Here is a 21,039-nt window from a genome sequence, read left to right as displayed (position 1 = left end):
CCGTCCCCTGTCCCGCTCAACCGAACCTCTGGTTGAGCCGCCGGAGCCACTATCGGAACAGGACCGCGGTTAAGAACTGCACAATTTCGGAACCCGGCTTTTCCGCATTACCCGGTTTAGTTAATGAAGTGCAGGATGATGCGGGCTCTGTCGAAGCAAGTTGCCGGTTTTCCCCGGAGTAGTACGGAGCCGTCGATACATCGCCGATTCATCCCGTGGCGATAGCTTTCACGAAGCTACTCACCGCACCCAGCAAGACTTTTCTGATGTATCGATCTCGATCTGCGACATGCATCGTCATGACCGTCGCCGTCCTGGCAGCAATCATGCTGCCGGCGAAAGCCGACGAGATCGGCGTCAGCGAGGATGCGATCCTGTTCGGCCAAGCCGCAGCGCTCGAGGGTCCCTCCTCCACACTCGGACAGCGCATGCGGCAGGGCATTGTCGCAGCCTTCACCGAGATCAACGCCAAAGGCGGCGTCCACGGCCGCAAGCTCCAGCTCATCAGCCGTGACGACGGCTACGACCCCGACCGCTCGCTGGCGCAGACGCTGCGGCTGATCGAGGACGAGAAGGTGTTCGCGCTGATCGGCGCGGTGGGCACGCCGACCGCGGTGGCGACGATACCGATCACCAGCGCCAGGAACGTGCCCTTCATCGGTCCCTTCAGCGGCGCTGAATTCTTGCGCGACTTCGAGCTTGCGAACGTGGTCAACATCCGTGCAAGCTATGGCGCCGAGGCCGAGGCGTGGGTCAAGCATCTCACCGAGGATCGCCATTTCACCCGCATCGCCATTTTCTACCAGGACGACTCGTTCGGGCGCGACGGTCTTTCCGGCGTGAAGCGCGCGCTTGCCAGGCGCGGCCTCGAGCTCGCCGCCGAAGGCACCTTCGAGCGCAACACCCGCGCCGTCGCGTCGGCCTGGCGCACGATCAAGCGCGTCGAACCCGAGGCGATCGTCATGGTCGGGACCTACGGTCCCTGCGCCGAGTTCATCAAGCTCGCGCACCGCAGCGGCGCCAATCCGACCTTCGTCAACATCTCCTTTGTCGGCGCCGTTGCGCTCGCCAAGGAGCTCGGCCCCGAGGGCGAAGGCGTCGTCGTCACGCAGGTCGTGCCGTTTCCCTGGGACCGCTCGCTTAAGCTGGTCGCCGACTACCAGGCGGCGCAGACGGCGTTCGACCCGGCGCTGACACCGAATTTCGTGGCGCTCGAAGGCTATATCGCCGGCCGTCTCGCGGCCGCGGCGCTGGAACAAGCCGGACCGCAACCGACGCGCGCGAGCCTGCTGCGCACCATCAACGATGTCGGCCGCTTCGACATCAGCGGCAGCACCATCACCGTCGGCATGCGCATGCTCGACGCGCCGCCGAAGGTGTTTTTGACGGTGATCCAGAAGGACGGGACGTTCAAAGCTGTGGACCGGCTATAGAGCAGATCACGGCCGCCGCGTCCAGCGGTCGGCGTTGACGGCGCCTTGCGGGATCTCGCCTTTGACGATCGCTTCGACCTGCCGCACGGTTTCCAGCGACTGATATTCGATCGCCTGCGGCGTCAGGCCGCCGACATGGGGCGTGGCGATGACGTTGGGAAGCTTCGCAAGCTCCGGGCTTGGCATCTGGTCGGGCGCGCGGCCCACATCCATCGCGGCACCCGCGATTCGATTTTCAAGCAACGCCTTCGCCAGCGCCGCTTCGTCGACCAGGTTGCCGCGGGAGAGATTGATGAAGACCGCATGCTTCTGCATCCGCGCCAGCGCCGCCTCGCCGATCAGATTTTCGGTCTGCTCGTTGGCGATGGCAAGGCAGACGACATAGTCGGACGCGGCGAGGAGCTCGTCGAGGCTGACCTGCCGGATGGCACCGTCGGTCACGGTCGCAAAGGGATCTGCGACCAGCACTTCCATGCGCATCACCTTGGCGATTTCCCCGAGATAGCGCCCGATGCTGCCATAGCCAATGATGCCGATCTTGCTGCCGGCGAGTTGACGGCCCATCCGCGCTTCCGGCTTGCGGCCGGCGTGATAATCGGCCGTCGCTCGCGATACGCCGCGGGAGAGATCGACCATGAAGCCAACCGCGAGCTCGGCAACGGCTTGCACGAAGCCAGGCCCGGCGCGGGTCACGAGCACGCCGGCGTTCGAGGCCGCCTCGACATCGACGTTGCGGATGTCGACGGCGCAGCGGACGAAGGCGCGCAGGCGCGGCAGTTGCGCAAAGATCTCGCCGCGTCCCTCGGTCATGCGATCGGCCACGATGATGTCGACATCTTGCGCAGCGCGCACGAGGCTGGCTGAGACCAGCGTCTCATCGCTCTCGTGCAGGATCACCTCGGCGGTCGCGCGCAAGCCGTTCAGGCTGCGATCGCCGTAGTAATTGCGGCGCATCTCCGGCGTGTGGGCCAGCAGGACTTTCACGGCGATACTCCCTCAATAGCCGAACGCGCGCGGCAATGCCGTGCTGAGCCATGGCACGAACGCGATCACGAGCAGGCAAAGGAACAACAGGCCGAGATAGCCCATGATCGGCTTCACCGTCTGCTCGATCGGCACATTGCCGATCAGGCAGGCGCCGTAAAGCCCGAGCCCGAGCGGCGGCGCGAACAGGCCGATGCCCATCGCGATCACAAGCACCACCCCGAAATGCAGGGGATCGATGCCGAGCTGCACGGCCACCGGCAGCAGCAGCGGCCCGAAGATGATCAGCGCGGCCGCCCCCTCCAGCACCGAGCCCATCACGATCAGCACGCCGATCGCGAGCAGGATGAACAGCCAGGTGCCGCTGGTCTTGGACAATCCCAGCATGAAATCGCCGACCGCATGCGGCACCTGCTGCAGGGTCAGCGTGAACGCCAGCGATTGCGCTGCGGCAACGATGAACAGCACGAGCCCCGCGCGCGTCGCTCCCTGGACGAAGCTGTGCGCAGCCGATGTGAAGCTGAGTTCGCGGAACACCACGCTGCCGACGACGAGTGCATAAGCCACGGCGAAGGCCGAGATTTCCGTGGCGGTGGCAAAGCCGCTCTTGAAGCCGAAGAAGATCATGAAGATCAGGCCGAACGAGGCGATCGCGCCGCTCCACAGGCCCGACACCGGCATCTGCGGCGCGATGACCTCGGCATCAGCTGGAGACTCAGTTGGAGTCTCAATTGGAGTCTTGCCGAAGATGATGGAGACGGCGATCAAGGCCAGCGCCATCAGCGCCGCGGGCAACAGCCCTGCGACGAACAGACCACCGATCGACAGGTTCGCGACGAAGCCCAGGATGATCAGGTTGATGCAGGGCGGAATAGTCTCCGCCATCACCGCGGAGGCTGCGAGCAGCGCCACGGCGCCGCCCGGATTCTGCTTGGAGCGGCGCGCGGCCGGAATCAGCACGGAGCCGACCGCGGCGACGTCGGCCATCTTCGAGCCGGAAATGCCGGAGAACAGCACCATCGAGGCCACCATCACGACGTTCAAACCGCCGCGCATGCGGCCGACCCCGCGCTGCAACAGCTCGATCAGCCGCACCGACATGCCGTTGGCTTCCATGAGGTAGCCGACGAGAATGAAGAACGGAATCGCGAGCAGCACGAAATTGTCGATGCCGCGCGCCATCTGCTGGGCGAAGATCACGCCGGGCAGCGCGCCCTCGACCCAGATGAAGATCAGCGCGGCCAGCGCCAGTGCAAAGCCGATCGGCAAGCCACCGACCAACGTCGCAAAGAAACCGATCAGCATCAGCGTGCCCGCCGACGGCACCGTGGCGGGCGACAGATAATCCCAGGCGAGATAAAGGCCGGTCACGACGGCAATCGCGACGAGGCCTCTGACGATGTCAGGGAGCGGCCTGGCGCAGAGCTGGTCGATCGCAAACACCGTCATGAACAGCGCGCCGGCGCCCATCGGGTAGAAGGTCAGCTCCAGCGGCAGGCCGGATCCGGTGGTCTGGCCCGCCGTCAGCGAGCCGAGCTTGATGGCGTTGTAGGCGACGTAGCCCGAAATCAGCACCACCAGCAGCGCGCTCGCGGCGTCGACCAGCGCGCGCAGCCGTACCGGAGCCAGATCGCGGAAGAAAGAGACGCCGACATTCTCGCCGCGCGCGAGCGCGCTCGCCGCGCCGAAGAAGGCCGATCCGACCATCAGTCCGCGCGCGACGTCGTCGGACCACTCCACCGGCGCGTTGAAGCAGAAGCGCAGCAGCACGGAACCGCAGACGACGACGAGATCCGTGGCCAGCAGGATGGCCGCGATCGCGTCGCTGAAGCGAAGCAGCAGGGCGATGCTCCCGTGGCGGCCGCCCGAGAGAGGTACGGCAGCTGTCATTGCCACGTCAGGCCTGCGTGGCGCGGATGATGTCGATCACGGCCTTGGATTCCGGCCGCGCCTTCATGAAGTTCTCGATCTGCGGCGCGACGCGCTTTTTGAACGCCTCGCGGTCGCATTCGGCCACCGTCACGCCCTTTTCGGTCAAGGCCGACAGCGCTTCCTTCTCGACGGCGAGCCCGTGGGTCCGCGTGTCGGCCGCAGCCTTCTTCGCGGCATCGAGAAATCCCTCGCGCAGCTTCGGATCCATGCGATTGTAGGTCGTGTCGCTGAAATAGATCGCGAGCGGCGAGAAATTGTGCTGCGTCAATGCATAGAATTTCGCCGTTTCGAAGAACTTGCTGGCCAGGATGGTCGGCGGGTCGTGCTCTAGCCCGTCCAGCACGCCGGCCTGCAATGCCGTGTAGATTTCGCCGAACGCCAGCGGCGTCGCGGCGGCTCCCATCAGGCGCAGGCATTCCGTGATGACGGGATTTGGCAGCGTGCGGATCTTGAGACCGGCGAGATCTTCCGGCGTCTTCACCGGCTTCCTCGCAAGTACGCTGCGTGAACCGAAATTATAGGCCCAGGCGATGATGCGGATGTTGCTGCCCTTGAGCAGCGCGTCCTCGATCGGCTTGGCCGCGCCAGCGTCGAACGCCTTGGTCTGCTGCGGAAAGCTCGAGAACAGAAAGCCGAGGTCGTAGGTGCCGACCAGCGGCACCAGATTCGCCGAGATCGAGGAGCCCGACACCATGAGGTCGATGACGCCGAGCTTCACTGAGTTGATGACGTCGATTTCCTGACCCAATTGGTTGTCGGGAAAGAACGCGACCTCGACCTGCTCACCGAGGCCGTTCGCCTTCAGGTTCTTCACCAGATTGTCGTAGTAGACCCGGCCGTTGGCGAATTTGGGATCGTTCGGCAGCGACGAGGAGCATTTCAGCTTCAGCGTCGCGGCTTCGGCGCGGCCGATGAGTGCGGGGGAAAGCACGAGGCCGGCAGCAAGTCCCGTCGACGACTTGATGAACGCGCGACGGTTCACGGGCACGATGGACATAATGCGGTTTCTCCCCAATTATTGTTTTTCGAGCAACGGTCGTTGCCGCAGCCCGTTGCGCGGACTGTATGGCCAAAGCGACGGCGCAGGCAAGGCTTGCGGCCGGCCGTTGCAAAGCGGCGTGTCGCGAGGATCAACGGCATCAGCGCGCGGCAAAACAGCCATGTTTTTGCGGGATTCTCGATCAGATCGGCATGGGGCCGATGCGCGAGAAGATGCTTTCGCGCAGCGTTGGGCATCGATCCAATTGGCGCATGGATCAATGCGCAATTCACATGGATGGCGCCAGAACGATGCCGCACCAGCTCTGGCAGACCTTCTGCCCCATTTTGCCGCAGCTCAACGTGATCCAGTGCACAGACAGACGCATGGCGGCCACCTAGAAAAGGTGACATCATCGCGCGCATTGCCGATGGAGGTGACACCATGCGCCGTCCAGTCTTTCGCAATTTGTTTCTTGCATCCGCTCTTCTCGCGCTCACGCAATTGACGATGCCGACGGGGGCCGCGGCCGAAGCGCGGCTCGCACTGGTGATCGGCCAATCGGCCTATCGCACCGTGCCGGAACTCCCCAACGCAGCCAACGACGCCAAGGGCATGACGGAGCTGCTCGGCAATGCCGGCTTCACCGTCACCACGGCATCCAATCTGGCGCAAAACGATATGCGTCAGGCGATCTCGGATTTCGCCGGCAAGGTCAGCGCCAGCGGCGCCGACACCGTCGCGCTGGTGTTCTATGCCGGCCACGGCCTCCAGATCGACGGCGAGAACTATCTCGTTCCCGTCGATCTCGACCCCAAGCGCGAAGCCGACATTCCGCTGCAGGGTGTGCGACTGAACGATTTGCTCAACACGCTCGGCGCACTGCCGACGCGGGCGCGCATCTTCATGCTCGATGCCTGCCGCAACAATCCCTTCCCTGCGCTCAGCGGCGCCGGACACGGGCTTGCGATCGTCGACACCAAGGCCGGCGCGCCGGGCTCCTTCATTTCCTATTCGACCTCGCCGGGCTCCGAAGCCGAGGATGGCTCCGGCATCGACAGCCCCTATACCACCGCGGCGCTGACCGTCGCCAAGCAGCCCAATCTGCCGATCGAGGAAGTGTTCAAGCGCATTCGCGTCGCCGTGGCGCAATCGACCGACGGACGCCAGATCCCCTGGGAAAGCTCGTCGCTGACGACTGACTTCAAGTTCTTCGGCGGCGACAGCAGCGGCAGTCAGACTGCGCTTCCTGGCGCATCCTCCATGGCACTTGCGAGCGGCACGCGCAGCCTCGAGGACTGGCGCAAGGATTTGCAGGGCAAGCCGGCCATGGTCGCCTATGAGATAGTGATCACCGACGACACCGTGCCGGCGTATCAGGCCTATATCGAGTTGTACGCTCAGGATACCCGTACGCCGCGGCTGCGCACGATTGTGGAGCGCCGGCGCCAGATGCTGGCGTGGGAGCGCGCCACCGCGATCAACACCCGCGCCTCGTTCGAGGCGTATCTGGCGAACTGGGACAACAGCGATCTGGCCGCGACCGCACGCCGGCTGCTGCTCCGCGTGCAGAACCGCAACTACGTCTTGCCTGCCGCGGTCGCGGCCGCTCCTGCCCCGGTCGCCGTCGCGATGGCCCCGACCTGCCCGTGCTCGACGCCCACACCACCGGCTTCGCCGATCAACCCGACGATCGCGCCTGTGATCAAGAAGCGCGTCGACGACACACCGCCGAAGCGCAAGGTGGTCGACACGCCGCCCAGGCCGCGCCGGCCGCCGCCTGATGAGGTGATCTACGAGCGCGCGCCGCCACCGGATCGCGGCCCGCCGCCAGAAGCCTTAGGTGTCGGAATAGGCATCGGAATTGGCATGGGCATGGGCGGTCGAGGCGGCAACTACGGCGGCCCGGGACACGGCGATGGCTACCGCAGCCGTTACTGAGACCGCTCGCGCGGCAGCCGGACGCGGACACGGGTGCCGCCACCGGGACGATCCTCAATGGCGACCGTGCCGCCGTTGCTTTCGACAACTTGCCTCACGATTGTGAGTCCCAATCCTGCGCCGCCGCTCTCGCGGCTGCGCGAGGTCTCCAGCCGGTAGAATGGATCGAATACGCGGGTGCGTTCGTCAACCGGGATTCCCGGCCCGCGGTCCTCGACCAGGAGTTCGATCACATCGGTCTCGGCGTACAACGAGATGTCCGCGGCGCCACCATAGAGGATCGCGTTGTTGACGAGATTGGCAACGACCCGAGCCATGCCCGCAGCCGAGCCGCGGATGAGGAGAGCCGGATCTTCGCAGGTGAGCGTCAGCGCTGCGCAGGCGCCCTTGCGCGCTTCGTACTCGGTCCGCGCGACGCGGGCAAGATCGACGGTTTCCGCCGACGGGCCTGCGAACGAGGCGCGGACAAAGGCGAGCGCATCATCCATCAGCGATTGCATGTCGTCGAGATCGACGGTTGCCTTGTCCCGCTGCACGCTTTCGGGCAGCAGCTCGAGACGTAGCCGCAGCCGCGTGACATAAGTGCGCAGATCATGGCTGATCGCGCCGAGCACGAGGGTGCGGCTGCGCAGCAGTTCGGCGATGTTCGCCTGCATGGCGTTGACGGCGCGGATCAGCGCCCGGACGTCGGGAGCACCCCGCTCGCTGACCGGCATGGTCTCCATGGCAGCGCCGAAGCGCTCGATGGCGACGGTCAACTCGGACAGCGGCCTGGTCTCGTGGCGGACCGCGAGCAAGGCCGCCAAAGCGACGACGAAGCCGAGAATTCCGGCCAGCAGGCCGACAGGAATGCCGAGCAGGCGAAGGCTGAGCTCACCTGCGGTCTCGATCACCAGATAGCCGCCGCCAGCAAGTTCAATGACAGCTTGCAGGCGCGAGGTGACGAGATCACGCAAGCGGGCCACCTGTTGGCCGTCCCTGACGTTGACGAAGGACAGTGCGACCAGCCGCTCCGCTGGCACACCGCTCAGCGCGCGCAACCGTTGCTCCGCGCTGCCCAGGAAACGGCCATGCAACGGGTTGGGCGGCACGTCCTGACGCACGACGGGCTTAAATCGCGCCGTCGTGGCCGCGCGCAGCACCAGGTCGCGATCGTCGCGCGGGACCCTGTCGATCGCCTCCGCCAAGGCGGCGACCTGCGCGAGCAAAGCGGCAAATCCGGACGGCTCGCCGCGGCCGCGCTGCTCCACCAAATAGATGGCGACCGACAGCAACTGCACGAGAATGATGGCGCCGACGACGATAAGGCCGAGGCGGGCGGCGATGTGAAGCCTGCTCATTCCGCACAGGCTCCGTGCTCAGAGCGGGCGAACGTCAGCACTGAAGAGATAGCCGCCATTGCGCACGGTCCTGATCGAGAACGCAGCCTTGGGATCCGCGGCGACGAGCTTGCGGCGCAGCCGGCTAACCGACACGTCAATGACGCGGTCGAACGGATCCGCGGTCCGGCCGCGTGTCCAGTCGAGCAACTGGTCGCGGGACAGCACCCGCTTGGGCCGTTCGAGGAAACATGCCAGCAGATCAAACTCCGCTGCCGTCAACTCGACGACACGGTTCTGGTCGTTGGTCAGGCTGCGCCCGTCGAGATCGGCCACCAGCCTGCCGAAAGCAATTCGCCGCGGCGGCGGCATCTGCAGCGGGCCGTCCACACGCCGCAAGACGGCCTTGATGCGCGCCAGCAATTCCCGAGGATTGAAAGGCTTCGGCAGATAATCGTCGGCGCCGAGCTCCAGGCCGATGATGCGGTCGACATCGTCGGCCTTGGCCGTCAGCATCAGGATCGGCGTGCGGCTCTTGCTGCGCAGGCGCTGGCAGATCGACAGTCCGTCCTCGCCCGGCAGCATGATGTCAAGCACGATGAGATCCGGGCATGCCTGCATCAGCGCCCGGTCCATCGCCGCGCCGTTCTCGACGCAAACCGGCGCATAGCCCTCCCGCGTCAGCAGGTCCGCCAAGAGCGCGCGGATCTCGCGGTCGTCCTCCACGATCATGATCGTCCGAGTGTCCATCGCGGCCTCTATCGAGCAGCCCGCTGGCAGGAATGTGGCGACCCCGTCACTCGTTACAAAACGTTACACTTCCGGCCTCGCCGGCAATATCACGGCAAAAGATCGAGGCGAGATTGGCCCCATGCGGCGACCGGTCTCGTTCCGGCGCGTCCTCACAAACAGGAGTATCCGATGAAACCCATTCTGGCTTCGCTATCACTCGCAACGGTGCTGGCCCTCACGGGAGCCTCCGGTGCAAACGCCTGGGTTCGCAGCGGCGGCGTCACGACTTGGCGAGGTACCTACTACGGCAGCGCCAGCGGCGGATGCGCCGGCGGAACCTGCTCGCGTTCGGCTTCGGTGACGGGACCTTATGGCGGCACGATCGCACGCAGCGGCAGCATCACGCGCGTCGCTCCGCATGCATTCGACTACACGCGCACCACGACGGGTCCGAACGGCAACAGCGTGACGCGCAGCGGCACGGTCGGGACTCATCCCTATTACGGATACCGGTACTGACCCTCGCGCCGCACGACCGTGAATTCCGGCCGGGGTCAGAACACTGGCCGCGGACTGCCTTCCTCCAACTTGCAAGCATGGATATCTCGAATGCGACGATTGACGATCTTGGCGTCGGCCGCGGCAGCCGCACTGGCCGCAGGTTCGACCGCGCTAGCCTTCACCCCCAGCCCTCACCCCGGCATGTCCGACGGCCTCACCGAAGTCAGCGGCGGCTGCGGACCCGGCTGGCACCTGACGGCCAACGGCCTGTGCCGGCGGACCATCGTGCCCTACGCCCATCCACCCTATGCCTATGCGGCGCCTCCCTATCCTGGGGCCTGTTGGTGGACCAGCACGCCATTCGGCGTGCGGAGGGTCTGCGCATGGTGAGACCTGTACAGCTACGGGAGCTGCGACGCGCGATCGCGGCCATCATCGCCGCGTTGGTCGCGATATCGTCCGCGGGCGCCGCGTCCGCCCAGCAACCGCGACAGGAGATACGCCAAGCGTGCACCGCGGACATGCGCGCGCTGTGCTCCGGCATCATGCCGGGAGGCGGCCGCGTCAAGCAGTGCATGATCGAGCATTTCAACCAGCTGTCGGATGGCTGCAAGAGCGCGCTGAAGCAGGCGCAGGCGTCGAAGCCATAGGGCGTGCCTCGCGGGAGTGCGCGTGGGGCTCGCAGACGCGATAAGTGCCGCGAGCCCTGCGGTGTCGCACGATATACAGGCGAGGCCGGCAACCCCATGTTTGCCGACGACCGGCAGCTGTGGTCTGGTCGACCAACGGAACACTTCGGGGATTCGCTGCTGATGGCGCAGGACGCTCACACCGCAACATCATGGCCGCTGTTTCGCTCACTCGCGTCCTATTCGCTGCCGGGCGATTTGATGGCCGGCCTGACGCTCGCGGCAATCGCGATCCCAGAGCAGATGGCCACGGCGCGGCTCGGCGGCTTCGCGCCGCAGATCGGCTTCTTCGCCTTCATGGCGGGATCGCTCGGCTTTGCGATGCTCGGCGGAAACCGCTTCCTGTCCTGCGGCGCCGATTCCACGATCACGCCGATCTTCGCCGGCGGGCTGGCGGCGCTGGCCGCCGCCGGCTCGCCTGAGTATCAGGGCCTCGCGATCGCGCTGGCACTGATGGTCGGCGCAATGATGCTGGCCGGCGGCGCCTTCCGCCTCGGCGGCATCGCCAATCTCTTGTCCGTGCCCGTCATGGTCGGTTTCCTCGCCGGCATCTCCGTCCACATCATCGTGTCGCAATTACCGGGCGTGCTGGGCCTGGACTCGCCGAACGGGCCGACGCTCGATCGCATCGGTGTGCTCGCAAGCGAGCTCGGCCGCACCAATCCCTTCACGCTATGCATCGGCTTCGGTGTGCTGGCCGTGGTCTTCGTCGCCGAGAAGATCAGCGCAAAAATTCCGGGCGCGCTGATCGGGCTCGTCGCCGCGACCCTGGCCACGATCGCGCTCGGCCTCGAGAGCAAGGGCGTCAATGTCGTAGGCCTCGTGCCGGGGACGCTGCCGCGGCCGACCTTCCCCGAGCTTGCACCGGAGCAATGGGTCCGCCTCGTGCCGCTCGCCTTTGTCATCACGGTCGTGGTGATGGTGCAGACCGCGGCGACGACGCGCTCATTCCCGTCCGATCCCGACAAGCCGGCCGATGTCGATCGCGATTTTCTCGGCGCGGGCGTAGGCTGCGTACTGTCGGGCCTGTTCGGCGCGTTTCCGGTCAACGCCAGCCCGCCGCGGACGGGCATTGTCGCCGAGACCGGCGGACAATCGCAGCTCGCGGGTCTCGCCGCCGCTGCGATCGTGCTGGCGCTGCTCGCGTTTGGAACGGGATTGCTGCAGCACGTTCCAGACGCAGCCCTCGGCGGCATCCTGCTGTTCGTCGCGCTGCGCATCATCCGCGTGAAGCAGATCGTCACGATCTATCGCCAATCCCCCAGCGAATTCCTGCTGATCGCCGCCACCGCCGCGCTGATCATCGTGCTGCCGATCCAGCAAGGCGCGTTCCTCGGCATCGTGCTGTCGCTGCTGCACGGCATCTGGAGCACGACGCGCGCGCGGCTGGTCGAGTTCGAGCGCGTGCCGGGCACCACGATCTGGTGGCCGGCACATCCGCACATCGCCGGCGAGCGCATCGCCGGCGTCGCCGTGCTCGGGCTGCAGGCGCCGCTGTCCTTCCTCAACGCGCCCGGCTTTCGCAGCGACGTGATCAAGGTGCTCGGCACGATGCCGCCACAGCTGCTGGTGCTGGAGGCGAGCGGCATGGTCGAGATCGACTTCACCGCCGCGCAGATCCTGCTGGACGTGTTCAGGGCGTGCAGCGAACAGGGCGTCACCGTCGCGCTGGCCCGGCTGGAATCAGTGCGCGCGCAGGACGCGTTCGAGCGGTTTAGATTGTTCGACGCCCTGCCGAGAGAGCGTGTCTTCCACAGCGTCGACGAGGCCGTGCGGAAGTTGGCGCGATAACTGGGCTCACTGCGCCAATGGCGGGTGATCGCGCTGGATCGTTTCGCGGATCCAGCTGGCATGGATCGCGCGAAACAGGATTTGCGCCGTCTTGAGGTCGTTCGCCTTCATGCAGAGATCGACGATGCGACGGACTGCGTCGTCGCGCATCAGTCCATCCGAGATCTTCATCGCGATTTCCATCGCGACTTTCGCCGCGCGCTCGTAGCGCTCGCTGTCGCGCTTGTCGCTGCGCGCGCTACCTGCCGCGCTCGCCGCAGCGGCGTCACAGATCGCACGGATGCGCTCGGCGGCCTCGATGTCGCCGAGCGGCCGTTCGATCGCTTCGTCCCAGACGTCCTGACGCGTCTTGCGCGCGAACCACTGCATTGCCTGCTCCGTGGTGAGGGAGCGAGCATAAACGGCGGCCACGCCGCGCGCTACGCCTCCGGTACGATCTTCCCGGGATTGAAGATGTTCTGCGGATCGAGCGCCTTTTTCAGCGCCCGCATCGCGTCGATCGCCTCGGGGCCGAGCTCCGCCTTGAGGTATTTCTGCTTGCCCTGACCGATGCCGTGCTCGCCGGTGCAGGTGCCGTCCATCGCCTGCGCGCGCTCGACCAGCCGATGCATGAACTCCTCGCCGCGCGCCATCTCGTCGGCATCGTTGGTGTCGCAGACCAGCGAGCAGTGGAAATTGCCGTCGCCGACATGGCCGACGATCGGCGACAACAGGTTGAGGCGCTTGAGATCTTCCTCGGTCTCGCCGACGCATTCGGCAAGCCGCGAGATCGGCACGCAGACGTCGGTCGCGACCACCCCGATGCTGTCGCCGGGCCGCAGCGCTTTCACCGACCAATAGGCGTCGTGCCGCGCCTGCCACAGCTTTGTGCGATCCTCCGGCTTGGTGGTCCAGGAGAAGTCGCCGCCGCCGCAATCCCTGGCGATCTCGCCGAAGGCCTTGGACTGTTCGGCGACCTCGATCTCGCTGCCGTGGAATTCCATCAGCAGCAGCGGCGTTTCGGGCAGGGTCAACTTCGAATAGGCGTTGCAGGCCCGCACCTGCGCGGCGTTGAGCAGCTCGATGCGCGCCACGGGAATGCCGGTCTGGATCGCCAGGATCACGGCCTGACACGCCCCGTGCACGGTCTCGAACGACACCGCTCCGGCCGCGATCGTATCGGGGATGCCGCGCAGGCGGATGGTCAGCTCCGAGATGATGCCGAGCGTGCCCTCGGCGCCGACGAACAGATGCGTCAGGTCGTAGCCGGCGGATGATTTCTTCGCACGCGTGCCGGTCGTGATGATCTCGCCGTCGCCGCGGACCACTTTCAGCGCCAGCACACTGTCGCGCATGGTGCCGTAGCGCACCGCATTGGTGCCGGAAGCGCGGGTCGAGGCCATGCCACCGAGGGAAGCGTCCGCGCCGGGGTCGATCGGGAAGAACAGGCCCTGGTCGCGCAGATGCTCGTTGAGCGCCTTGCGGGTCACCCCGGGCTGGATCACGCAGTCGAGGTCCTCGGCATGCACCGCGAGCACCTTGTTCATGTCGCGCAGGTCGATGCAAATTCCGCCGGCGGGTGCGTTGACCTGGCCCTCGAGCGAGGTGCCGGTGCCGAAGGCGATGACAGGCACGCCGTTTTTCGCGCAGATCCGCACCACGTCCTGGATGTCGGCAGTCTCCTGCGCCATCACCACGCCGTCCGGCGGCTGGTTCACGATCCATGTGGTGGTATGGCCGTGCTGCTCGCGGACGGCTTGCGAGGTGATGAGGCGGTTGCCGAACCGCGCGGCAAGTTGCTCCAGCGCGCTCGCGAGGGCTTTCGGCGCCGGCCGCGGCGGATTATTGGTGATGGTCGTACCCACGGACGTTCCTCCCGACGAGACGAACCGTGGCAAAGGACATCTCACCGGTCAAGTCAAGCGACCGGACGCATAGCTGGGGAAGGACACATGCCGGAGACTGCTGCCACAACGATCGAGGGCGTGCCGTTCCGCTCGTCAATCATGCAGATCGAGCCGCAATGGATCGACTACAACGGCCACCTCAACATGGCCTATTACAACGTGATGTTCGACCGCGCGATCGACCAGATGTGGCTGACGCTCGGGATCGGACCGGGCTACATGAAGGAGCGCGGCGGCTCGACCTTCACCGCCGAATGCCACGTGCGGTATTTGCGCGAAATCCACCTCGACGATCTCGTGCAGGTCTCGGTCTGGCTGCTGGAAGCCGACGACAAGCGGCTGCACACCTTCCAGGAGCTGCGGCACGCGACCGAAGGATGGCTGTCCGCCACATCGGAAAACATGTCGCTTCACATCGACATGGGCTCACGAAAGGTGGCGGCTTTTCCCCCAGACATCCGTGAGCGCATCGCAGCGGTGGTCAAGGCCCACAGCGCCGTCCCGCGGCCCGAGGGCATCGGCCGGAACGTGGCGATGCCCTCGAAGCGGTAAGCGCGCTAAACCCTGTTACGACCCCGTGCCAGTCCGACAACGGCCGAGACCAGGAACAACACGACTGCGATGAAGAAGATGATCTTGGCGATTTCGATCGACGCGCCGGCGAGGCCGCCAAAGCCCAGGATACCGGCGATCAGGGCGATAACCAGAAACGTAACTACCCAGCTAAGCATGATCCGAACCTCTGTTTCGATGTCTGTCTGCGATCGGCGCGGCTGACGCGCCTCACTTGCAGAACCAATGGCCAACTCGGAACAATGGTTCCGGGCCGCTGAAGCCGGAAATTCGCCTGACCGACAGGAACAAATTGGCTTTCGGCGCACGTGGAAAACCCCTGTCCGCGGCCCCATATAGGGACCAATCCCTGTTAAGAAGGCTCCCCTTTCACCACCCCGCGGTGCCAACGTGGGGCAAATGATTCGCATGACCGAGCCGAGCAAGATCACGTCCCAGAGCGTCCCCGACCACCAGCCCGCAGCCGGCGGCATCGCCGCGCGTGCGCGCGCCTCGGTAGGCCCGCAATACCTGTCCGGGCTCAATCCGGAGCAGCGCGAGGCTGTGGAGACGCTGGACGGGCCGGTTCTGGTGCTGGCCGGCGCCGGCACCGGCAAGACCCGCGTGCTGACCACGCGCATCGCCCACATCCTGAGCCAGGGCCGCGCCCGCCCATCCGAAATCCTGTCGGTGACCTTCACCAACAAGGCCGCGCGCGAAATGAAACATCGGCTCGGTCAGATGCTCGGCCATGCCGTCGAAGGCATGCCGTGGCTCGGCACCTTCCACTCCATCGGCGGGCGCATCCTGCGCACCCACGCCGAGCTGGCGCAGCTCAAGTCGAACTTCACCGTGCTCGACGTCGACGATCAGGTCCGACTGCTCAAGCAGCTTCTGCAAGCCGACAATATCGACGACAAGCGCTGGCCGGCGCGCATGCTGGCCGGGCTGATCGACGGCTGGAAGAACCGCGGCCTGACGCCGTCGCAGGTGCCGTCGGGCGAAGCCGCCGTGTTCGCCAACGGCAAGGGCGGCAAGCTCTATGCGAGCTACCAGGAGCGGCTGAAGATCCTGAACGCCGCCGATTTCGGCGATCTGCTGCTCGAGGACATCCGCATCTTCCGCGAGCACCCGGATATCCTGCGGCAGTACCAGCAGCGCTTCAAATTCATCCTGGTCGATGAGTATCAAGACACCAACGTCGCTCAATATCTGTGGCTGCGGCTGCTGTCCCAAGCGCCGACTTCTTTTGCCTCTCCCCGCGTGCGGGGAGAGGTCGGATCGCCCGGCAGCGCAATTGCGCGCCCGAGCGATCCGGGTGAGGGGGACTCTCAGCAAGCTGAGCTCGTGGAGGCAGCCCCTCATCCTGACCTTCTCAGCGTGAGCGAAGCTCGTCGCGACCCCGCAAGCGGGGAGAAGGAGCAGACGCGCCACGTCAAAAACATCTGCTGCGTCGGCGACGACGACCAGTCGATCTATGGCTGGCGCGGCGCGGAGGTCGACAACATCCTGCGCTTCGACCATGATTTCCCCGGCGCCAAGGTCATCCGCCTCGAGCGCAACTACCGCTCGACGGGCCACATCCTCGCCGCCGCCTCGCACCTGATCGCCCACAACGAGGGCCGGCTCGGCAAGACGCTGCGCACCGAGGACCAGGACGGCGAGAAGGTCACGGTAACAGGCTCTTGGGATTCGGAAGAGGAAGCCCGCGGCATCGGCGAGGAGATCGAGCAGATCCAGCGCCAGGGCGACAAGCTCAACGAGATCGCGATTCTGGTGCGCGCTTCCTACCAGATGCGCGAGTTCGAGGACCGCTTCGTCACGCTCGGCCTGCCCTATCGCGTCATCGGCGGCCCGCGCTTCTACGAGCGCGCCGAGATCCGCGATGCACTGGCTTATCTCCGCGTCATCAATTCACCGGCCGACGATCTCGCCTTCGAGCGCATCGTCAACACGCCCAAGCGCGGCCTGGGCGATGCCACCGTGCAGATGCTGCACGATCACGCCCGCAAGCGCCGCATCCCGCTGTTCGAGGCGGCGCGCGCGGTGGTCGAGACCGATGAGCTGAAGCCGAAGGCGCGCGGCTCCTTGCGCGACGTCGTCGCCCAGTTCGACCGCTGGCGCGCCCAGCGCGAGGTCACCTCGCACACCGAGCTCGCCGAGATCGTGCTCGACGAGAGCGGCTACACCGAGATGTGGCAGAAGGACCGTTCGGCGGACGCCGCGGGTCGGCTCGAAAACCTCAAGGAGCTGGTGCGCTCGATGGAGGAGTTCGAGAACCTGCAAGGGTTTTTGGAGCACATCTCACTGGTGATGGACCGCGACAGCGGCGCCGACGAGGACGCGGTGTCGCTGATGACGCTGCATTCGGCCAAGGGGCTGGAATTCGACAACGTGTTCCTGCCCGGCTGGGAGGAAGGCCTGTTTCCGAGCCAGCGCACGTTGGACGAACAGGGCCGCGCCGGCCTCGAGGAAGAGCGCCGGCTCGGTCATGTCGGCCTGACCCGGGCCCGCCGCCGCGCCAAAATCTATTTTGCCACCAACCGCCGGATCCACGGCACCTGGTCGACCACGATCCCCTCGCGCTTTCTCGACGAACTGCCCGCGGCCAATGTCGAGATCACGGAATCCAAGGGCGGCTCGGCCTGGGGCGGCACCGGCGGCTACGGCGCCTCCCGCTTCGACGACATGGAAGCGTTCGGCTCCACCTATTCGACCCCGGGCTGGCAGCGCGCCCAGGCCAATCGCAATCGCGGCGGCGGTGGCGGCGGCAATGGCGGCCGCGGCAGTTTCGAGGAACAGGCCTCGTCGTTTTCGTCCCAGTCGTCCTCGCCCGATTTCGGCAGCTTCTCCTCGCGCCGCCGCGGGCCGCTGACGATCGAGGGCGAGCTGGTGGCCAAATCCACCGGCACGACCTCGGAATTCTCCCTCTCCGACCGCGTCTTCCACCAGAAATTCGGCTATGGCCGCGTCACCAAGATCGACGGCAACAAGCTCACCATCGCCTTCGACAAGGCGGGGGAGAAGAAGGTCGTGGACAGTTTTGTGCAGCGGGCGTGAGGCCTGCATGCCGCACTACATCGCCATCATCGAGGACGCCGGCCCGGACGAAGCCGTCGGCGTGTGGTTTCCGGACCTGCCCGGCTGCATTTCCGGCGGCGACGACGTCGATGAGGCCCTGGAGAATGCGCCCGAGGCACTCGCGTTCTATGCACAGGAACTGACCGCGGACGGCCGCCAGCTTCCCCCGCCGCGGACATTGGACGAGCTCAAGGCCGACCCTGATGTCGCCGACGAGCTCGGGAAGCACACGGTCGCCCTGATCGAATGGCCACCCCTCACTGAGGCCACGGAGTGAGGACTGTTCGCCGCACTGGTCGGACTCTCGACAGTTCAGGTCCGAACAGCCCTTGACCACCGTGAACTTCCCCGTATCAGATGCGGCCATGGTCCGGGGCTCCATCACACTGATCTTGCTGGCATTGGGTATGCCGTCGCTTGCGGCGGCGGAGACCATGAGCTTTGGCGATGCGATCGGGCTGCTGGCGAAAAGTTGCGGCGCGGAAATCGTCGCCAATTGCCGCGGCGTCAACCCGGATTCGACCCGCCTGAAGGAGTGCCTCTCGCGCAACCGCGACGTGCTCTCGCAGCAGTGCCAGAGCGATTATCTCGGTGCCTTCGACGCCATCCAGAAGCGCGTCGCAGCCCGTGTCACCGTGGCGAACGTCTGCCAGCGCGAGATCGTCAAGGTCTGCGGCGGCTCGACCAAGGAGACCAGCAAGGCGGTCCCCTGCCTGGTCTCGACGCCCAAGGGCATCAGCAACAATTGCCTGAAGGCCGTTGACGACGCGGGGTATCGGTGATGCCAGCGACGAGGCTTTCCACCGCCGGAATATGCATCGCGCTCGGCCTCGCTTTGCTCGCGGGCACAGCGGAAGCGCAGACGGCGCCGCCAACCCGCGACGACATCGTCGGCAAGCTCAACCATTTCGAACAAGCCGCCGAGATCGATCTCCCCGCGCTGAAGCTGCAGGTGATGGAGCGGGCCAAGGCCAGGATCAAGAACGATCCCGGTCCGGTGAACCGGCCGCTGATCGCGCCTGATCTGGTCAATCTGCCGACCTTCACTGCGCAGATCCAGTTCGACGCCGACACGCCGATCATCCAGCCGGCGTCCTACCAGACCGTCGGCCGCCTCGCCGATGCGCTGGTCCATGCCTCGCTGCTGCCCTACACGTTCCTGATCGTCGGCCATGTCGAATCCAACGCGAAGACGCGCGAGGCCAACGCGATCCTGAGCCAGCGCCGGGCGGACGCGATACGCGACGTGCTGGTGAACACGTTCAAGATCTCGACCAAGCGGCTGCATCCGATCGGCCTCGGCGAGGAGCAGTTTCTCGACCGGGCCAGGCCGACCTCAGCCGCCAACGCCCAGTTGCAAATCCTGACCTACGCCAAGGTACCGGAGGAAGCGCCTGCGCATCCGGCTGCGACACCTGCGCCTGCAGCGAAAAAGCCCGCCAAGAAGCGCTGAGCGGACGCGCCACGGCGTCTGACGCAACCCTTTGAAGTCACGTTTCTTTTGTGACCTGTCTCACAGCGCAACAGCGCGGTTTCGCGCGACAATTACGCCGGTTTGTGCACCGCCCTATCAGGTGCTATAGGCTTTTTTCGCCCTGCCCGACCCCATGCTGCACGAGACCGAGATGGCCAGTTATTTTCAACGTCAGCTGGCCGACTACGTCGAATATCATCGCGATCCCTGGAACTGCGCGATGCACGTGGTCGGCATCCTCCTGCTCTTCACCGGCGCCGTGCTGCCGCTGACGCTGGTCCATTTCCCGGTGTTCGGGATCGAGGTCAGCCTGGCCATGGTTCTTGCCCTGCCGGTGCTGGCCTACTGGCTGATGCTGGACGCCGGGATCGGGCTCGGCATCCTCGCCTCGATGATCGTGCTGCTTTCGGTCGCAACCGCGATTGGCAATCAGGTCTCGATCGTCATGATGTGGTCGATTTTTGTGGTGCTGATCGGGCTCGGCGTCGCGTCGCAAATCGTCGGTCACAAGGTTTTCGAGGAGCGGCAGCCGTCGATGGTCGACCACCCCACGCATTTTCTGCTTGGACCGATGTTTGTCATGGCAAAATTATTCATTGCATTGGGCTTCCGTCGCGACCTTGCCGCGATTCTGGCGCCTGCTCCGACCAATTCCCTTTCAACCCGATAGTTCTAGACGCGAAACAGCAAACCTACTGCATGGCTCTCGTACTGGTTACCGGTGGCAGCGGCTTCATCGGACATCATCTTGTAGAAGCGCTCCGCGCCCGTGGGCAGCGGGTGCGTGTTCTCGACGTCCGTGCGCCTGCCGCGCCGTATGCCGACGTTGAATATGCCCAAGGCTCGGTGCTCGACGGTGCCGCGGTCGATGCCGCGATTGCTGGGGTCGATCAGGTCTATCACCTCGCGGGCCTGCCCGGCATGTGGGTCGCCGACAAGCAGGCCTTTCACGACGTCAATTGCCGCGGCACCGAGATCGTGCTCGCGGCCGCGATGAAGCGCGGGGTCTCGCGCTTTCTGCACTGCTCGACGGAATCGATCCTATTCCCCTATTCCGACCTCAACGGTGTTCCCGCCGAAGAGGCGCTGCAGCCGGCCGATGCGATGCCGGGCGCCTACACGCGGTCGAAATCGCTGGCCGAGCATTGCGCCGCGAAGGCCGCAGCTGAAGGTTTTCCGCTGGTGATCGGCACCCCGACCATGCCGATCGGTGCTGCCGACCACAATCTGACGCCGCCGACTGCGATGCTGTGGTACTTCCTGCAGAAGAAAGTGCAGCCGCATCTCGACTTCCCGGTCAATCTCGTCGACGTTCGCGACGTTGCCATGGGCCTCGTGCTGACCATGGAACGCGGGCGTAACGGCCAGCGCTACATCCTCGGCGGCGACTGCGTCAGGCTCGGCCAGATTCTGCGGATGATGTCCGCGATGAGCGGCCGCCGGCAATTCCCGGTCGTCGTTCCCGGCAAGATGGCCGAGCTGTCCGGCATCATGCTTGAATATCTCTCTGACCGCATCACGCGCAGGCCGCCCAACGGCACCGCCGAGGGCGTGCGCATTGCGCTCGCCGCGAGCGACCTCTCGATCAGCAAGGCGCGCACCGAACTCGGCTACGCGCCGCGCCCGATCGAGCCGGTCCTGCGCGAAACCATCACCCATCTTCTCGCCCGCGGCGGCGCGCTTGCCTCCGGCGCCATCGAGCATCACGCGCTCTCCTCGCGCGCCAGCTGAGCTGCCGCCCAACC

Annotated in this window: 22 protein-coding genes; 14 read left to right on the top strand and 8 right to left on the bottom strand. The window is 65.5% G+C overall.

Annotated elements, in window-relative coordinates; all coding sequences use genetic code 11:
- Positions 1 to 299: 299 nt before the first annotated feature.
- Complete coding sequence (locus IVB07_RS10085) at positions 300 to 1,433, top strand: ABC transporter substrate-binding protein (RefSeq protein WP_018454300.1); 1,134 nt, start codon at positions 300 to 302, stop codon at positions 1,431 to 1,433.
- Between the two features lie 6 nt (positions 1,434 to 1,439).
- Here IVB07_RS10085 and IVB07_RS10080 read toward each other — a convergent pair whose 3' ends face one another.
- Genes IVB07_RS10080 through IVB07_RS10070 form a run of 3 tightly spaced genes read right to left on the bottom strand, consistent with a single transcriptional unit; the run spans position 1,440 to position 5,346 of the window.
- Entirely contained in the window at positions 1,440 to 2,417 is a 978-nt protein-coding gene (locus tag IVB07_RS10080) for a hydroxyacid dehydrogenase (RefSeq protein WP_018454299.1), read from the bottom strand.
- Positions 2,418 to 2,429: 12 nt separating this feature from the next.
- Positions 2,430 to 4,307, bottom strand: coding sequence for a TRAP transporter large permease subunit (locus tag IVB07_RS10075; protein WP_018454298.1), 1,878 nt, complete (start codon positions 4,305 to 4,307; stop codon positions 2,430 to 2,432).
- A 7-nt stretch (positions 4,308 to 4,314) separates the two neighbouring features.
- Positions 4,315 to 5,346 (bottom strand): TRAP transporter substrate-binding protein, encoded by a 1,032-nt coding sequence (locus IVB07_RS10070; protein ID WP_085350285.1) that lies wholly within the window; start codon positions 5,344 to 5,346, stop codon positions 4,315 to 4,317.
- A 68-nt stretch (positions 5,347 to 5,414) separates the two neighbouring features.
- Between IVB07_RS10070 and IVB07_RS10065 the strand changes: the two genes are divergently transcribed.
- Positions 5,415 to 5,729, top strand: coding sequence for a hypothetical protein (locus IVB07_RS10065; protein WP_026232707.1), 315 nt, complete (start codon positions 5,415 to 5,417; stop codon positions 5,727 to 5,729).
- A 43-nt stretch (positions 5,730 to 5,772) separates the two neighbouring features.
- Positions 5,773 to 7,269, top strand: coding sequence for a caspase family protein (locus IVB07_RS10060; RefSeq protein ID WP_018454295.1), 1,497 nt, complete (start codon positions 5,773 to 5,775; stop codon positions 7,267 to 7,269).
- Here the strand turns inward: IVB07_RS10060 and IVB07_RS10055 are convergent.
- Both IVB07_RS10055 and IVB07_RS10050 read right to left on the bottom strand, forming a co-directional pair.
- Complete coding sequence (locus tag IVB07_RS10055; protein WP_018454294.1) at positions 7,263 to 8,609, bottom strand: ATP-binding protein; 1,347 nt, start codon at positions 8,607 to 8,609, stop codon at positions 7,263 to 7,265. The two genes, IVB07_RS10060 and IVB07_RS10055, sit on opposite strands and share 7 nt — an antisense overlap.
- 18 nt (positions 8,610 to 8,627) lie before the next feature.
- The gene (locus tag IVB07_RS10050; protein WP_018454293.1) at positions 8,628 to 9,338 is read right to left on the bottom strand and encodes a response regulator; all 711 of its coding nucleotides are present in this window, start codon (positions 9,336 to 9,338) and stop codon (positions 8,628 to 8,630) included.
- A gap of 171 nt (positions 9,339 to 9,509) precedes the next feature.
- Here IVB07_RS10050 and IVB07_RS10045 point away from each other — a divergent pair, with 171 nt between their 5' ends.
- The 4 genes from IVB07_RS10045 to IVB07_RS10030 all read left to right on the top strand — a co-directional run bounded on the left by IVB07_RS10045 (position 9,510) and on the right by IVB07_RS10030 (position 12,301).
- Positions 9,510 to 9,839 (top strand): hypothetical protein, encoded by a 330-nt coding sequence (locus tag IVB07_RS10045; protein ID WP_018454292.1) that lies wholly within the window; start codon positions 9,510 to 9,512, stop codon positions 9,837 to 9,839.
- A 90-nt stretch (positions 9,840 to 9,929) separates the two neighbouring features.
- A complete protein-coding gene (locus IVB07_RS10040) occupies positions 9,930 to 10,211 on the top strand; it encodes a hypothetical protein (protein WP_143273231.1) in 282 nt (93 codons plus the stop codon).
- Entirely contained in the window at positions 10,205 to 10,471 is a 267-nt protein-coding gene (locus IVB07_RS10035; protein ID WP_018454291.1) for a hypothetical protein, read from the top strand. Before IVB07_RS10040 ends, IVB07_RS10035 begins: the two co-directional genes overlap by 7 nt.
- A 162-nt stretch (positions 10,472 to 10,633) precedes the next feature.
- Positions 10,634 to 12,301 (top strand): SulP family inorganic anion transporter, encoded by a 1,668-nt coding sequence (locus tag IVB07_RS10030; protein WP_018454290.1) that lies wholly within the window; start codon positions 10,634 to 10,636, stop codon positions 12,299 to 12,301.
- Positions 12,302 to 12,307: 6 nt separating this feature from the next.
- On the opposite strand, the gene IVB07_RS10025 is transcribed toward IVB07_RS10030, so the two are convergent.
- On the bottom strand, positions 12,308 to 12,670 hold the full coding sequence (locus tag IVB07_RS10025) for a hypothetical protein (protein WP_026232706.1): 363 nt from the start codon (positions 12,668 to 12,670) through the stop codon (positions 12,308 to 12,310).
- Between the two features lie 50 nt (positions 12,671 to 12,720).
- Entirely contained in the window at positions 12,721 to 14,145 is a 1,425-nt protein-coding gene (locus IVB07_RS10020; protein ID WP_085350292.1) for an FAD-linked oxidase C-terminal domain-containing protein, read from the bottom strand.
- An 87-nt stretch (positions 14,146 to 14,232) separates the two neighbouring features.
- On the opposite strand from IVB07_RS10020, the gene IVB07_RS10015 reads away from it, so the two are divergent.
- Positions 14,233 to 14,739, top strand: a complete 507-nt coding sequence (locus tag IVB07_RS10015; RefSeq protein WP_085385101.1) for a thioesterase family protein — start codon at positions 14,233 to 14,235, stop codon at positions 14,737 to 14,739.
- 5 nt (positions 14,740 to 14,744) lie between these two features.
- On the opposite strand, the gene IVB07_RS10010 is transcribed toward IVB07_RS10015, so the two are convergent.
- Positions 14,745 to 14,918: a DUF1328 domain-containing protein gene (locus tag IVB07_RS10010; RefSeq protein ID WP_007600914.1), complete on the bottom strand. Its 174-nt coding sequence runs from the start codon at positions 14,916 to 14,918 to the stop codon at positions 14,745 to 14,747.
- A 241-nt stretch (positions 14,919 to 15,159) separates the two neighbouring features.
- Between IVB07_RS10010 and IVB07_RS10005 the strand changes: the two genes are divergently transcribed.
- The 6 genes from IVB07_RS10005 to IVB07_RS09980 all read left to right on the top strand — a co-directional run bounded on the left by IVB07_RS10005 (position 15,160) and on the right by IVB07_RS09980 (position 21,025).
- Positions 15,160 to 17,799, top strand: a complete 2,640-nt coding sequence (locus IVB07_RS10005; protein ID WP_085385100.1) for a UvrD-helicase domain-containing protein — start codon at positions 15,160 to 15,162, stop codon at positions 17,797 to 17,799.
- Positions 17,800 to 17,806: 7 nt separating this feature from the next.
- Positions 17,807 to 18,097, top strand: coding sequence for a type II toxin-antitoxin system HicB family antitoxin (locus IVB07_RS10000; protein ID WP_018454285.1), 291 nt, complete (start codon positions 17,807 to 17,809; stop codon positions 18,095 to 18,097).
- An 88-nt stretch (positions 18,098 to 18,185) separates the two neighbouring features.
- The gene (locus tag IVB07_RS09995; protein ID WP_018454284.1) at positions 18,186 to 18,602 is read left to right on the top strand and encodes a hypothetical protein; all 417 of its coding nucleotides are present in this window, start codon (positions 18,186 to 18,188) and stop codon (positions 18,600 to 18,602) included.
- Positions 18,602 to 19,273 (top strand): OmpA family protein, encoded by a 672-nt coding sequence (locus tag IVB07_RS09990; protein WP_018454283.1) that lies wholly within the window; start codon positions 18,602 to 18,604, stop codon positions 19,271 to 19,273. Before IVB07_RS09995 ends, IVB07_RS09990 begins: the two co-directional genes overlap by 1 nt.
- 154 nt (positions 19,274 to 19,427) lie before the next feature.
- Entirely contained in the window at positions 19,428 to 19,964 is a 537-nt protein-coding gene (locus IVB07_RS09985; RefSeq protein ID WP_018454282.1) for an Mpo1-like protein, read from the top strand.
- A gap of 29 nt (positions 19,965 to 19,993) precedes the next feature.
- Positions 19,994 to 21,025 (top strand): NAD-dependent epimerase/dehydratase family protein, encoded by a 1,032-nt coding sequence (locus IVB07_RS09980; RefSeq protein WP_018454281.1) that lies wholly within the window; start codon positions 19,994 to 19,996, stop codon positions 21,023 to 21,025.
- The last annotated feature ends 14 nt before the right edge of the window (positions 21,026 to 21,039 follow it).

It is taken from the genome of Bradyrhizobium sp. 172, from assembly GCF_023101065.1.
Lineage (GTDB): Bacteria > Pseudomonadota > Alphaproteobacteria > Rhizobiales > Xanthobacteraceae > Bradyrhizobium > Bradyrhizobium canariense_D.
This window is presented reverse-complemented; position numbering and strand designations above follow the sequence as displayed.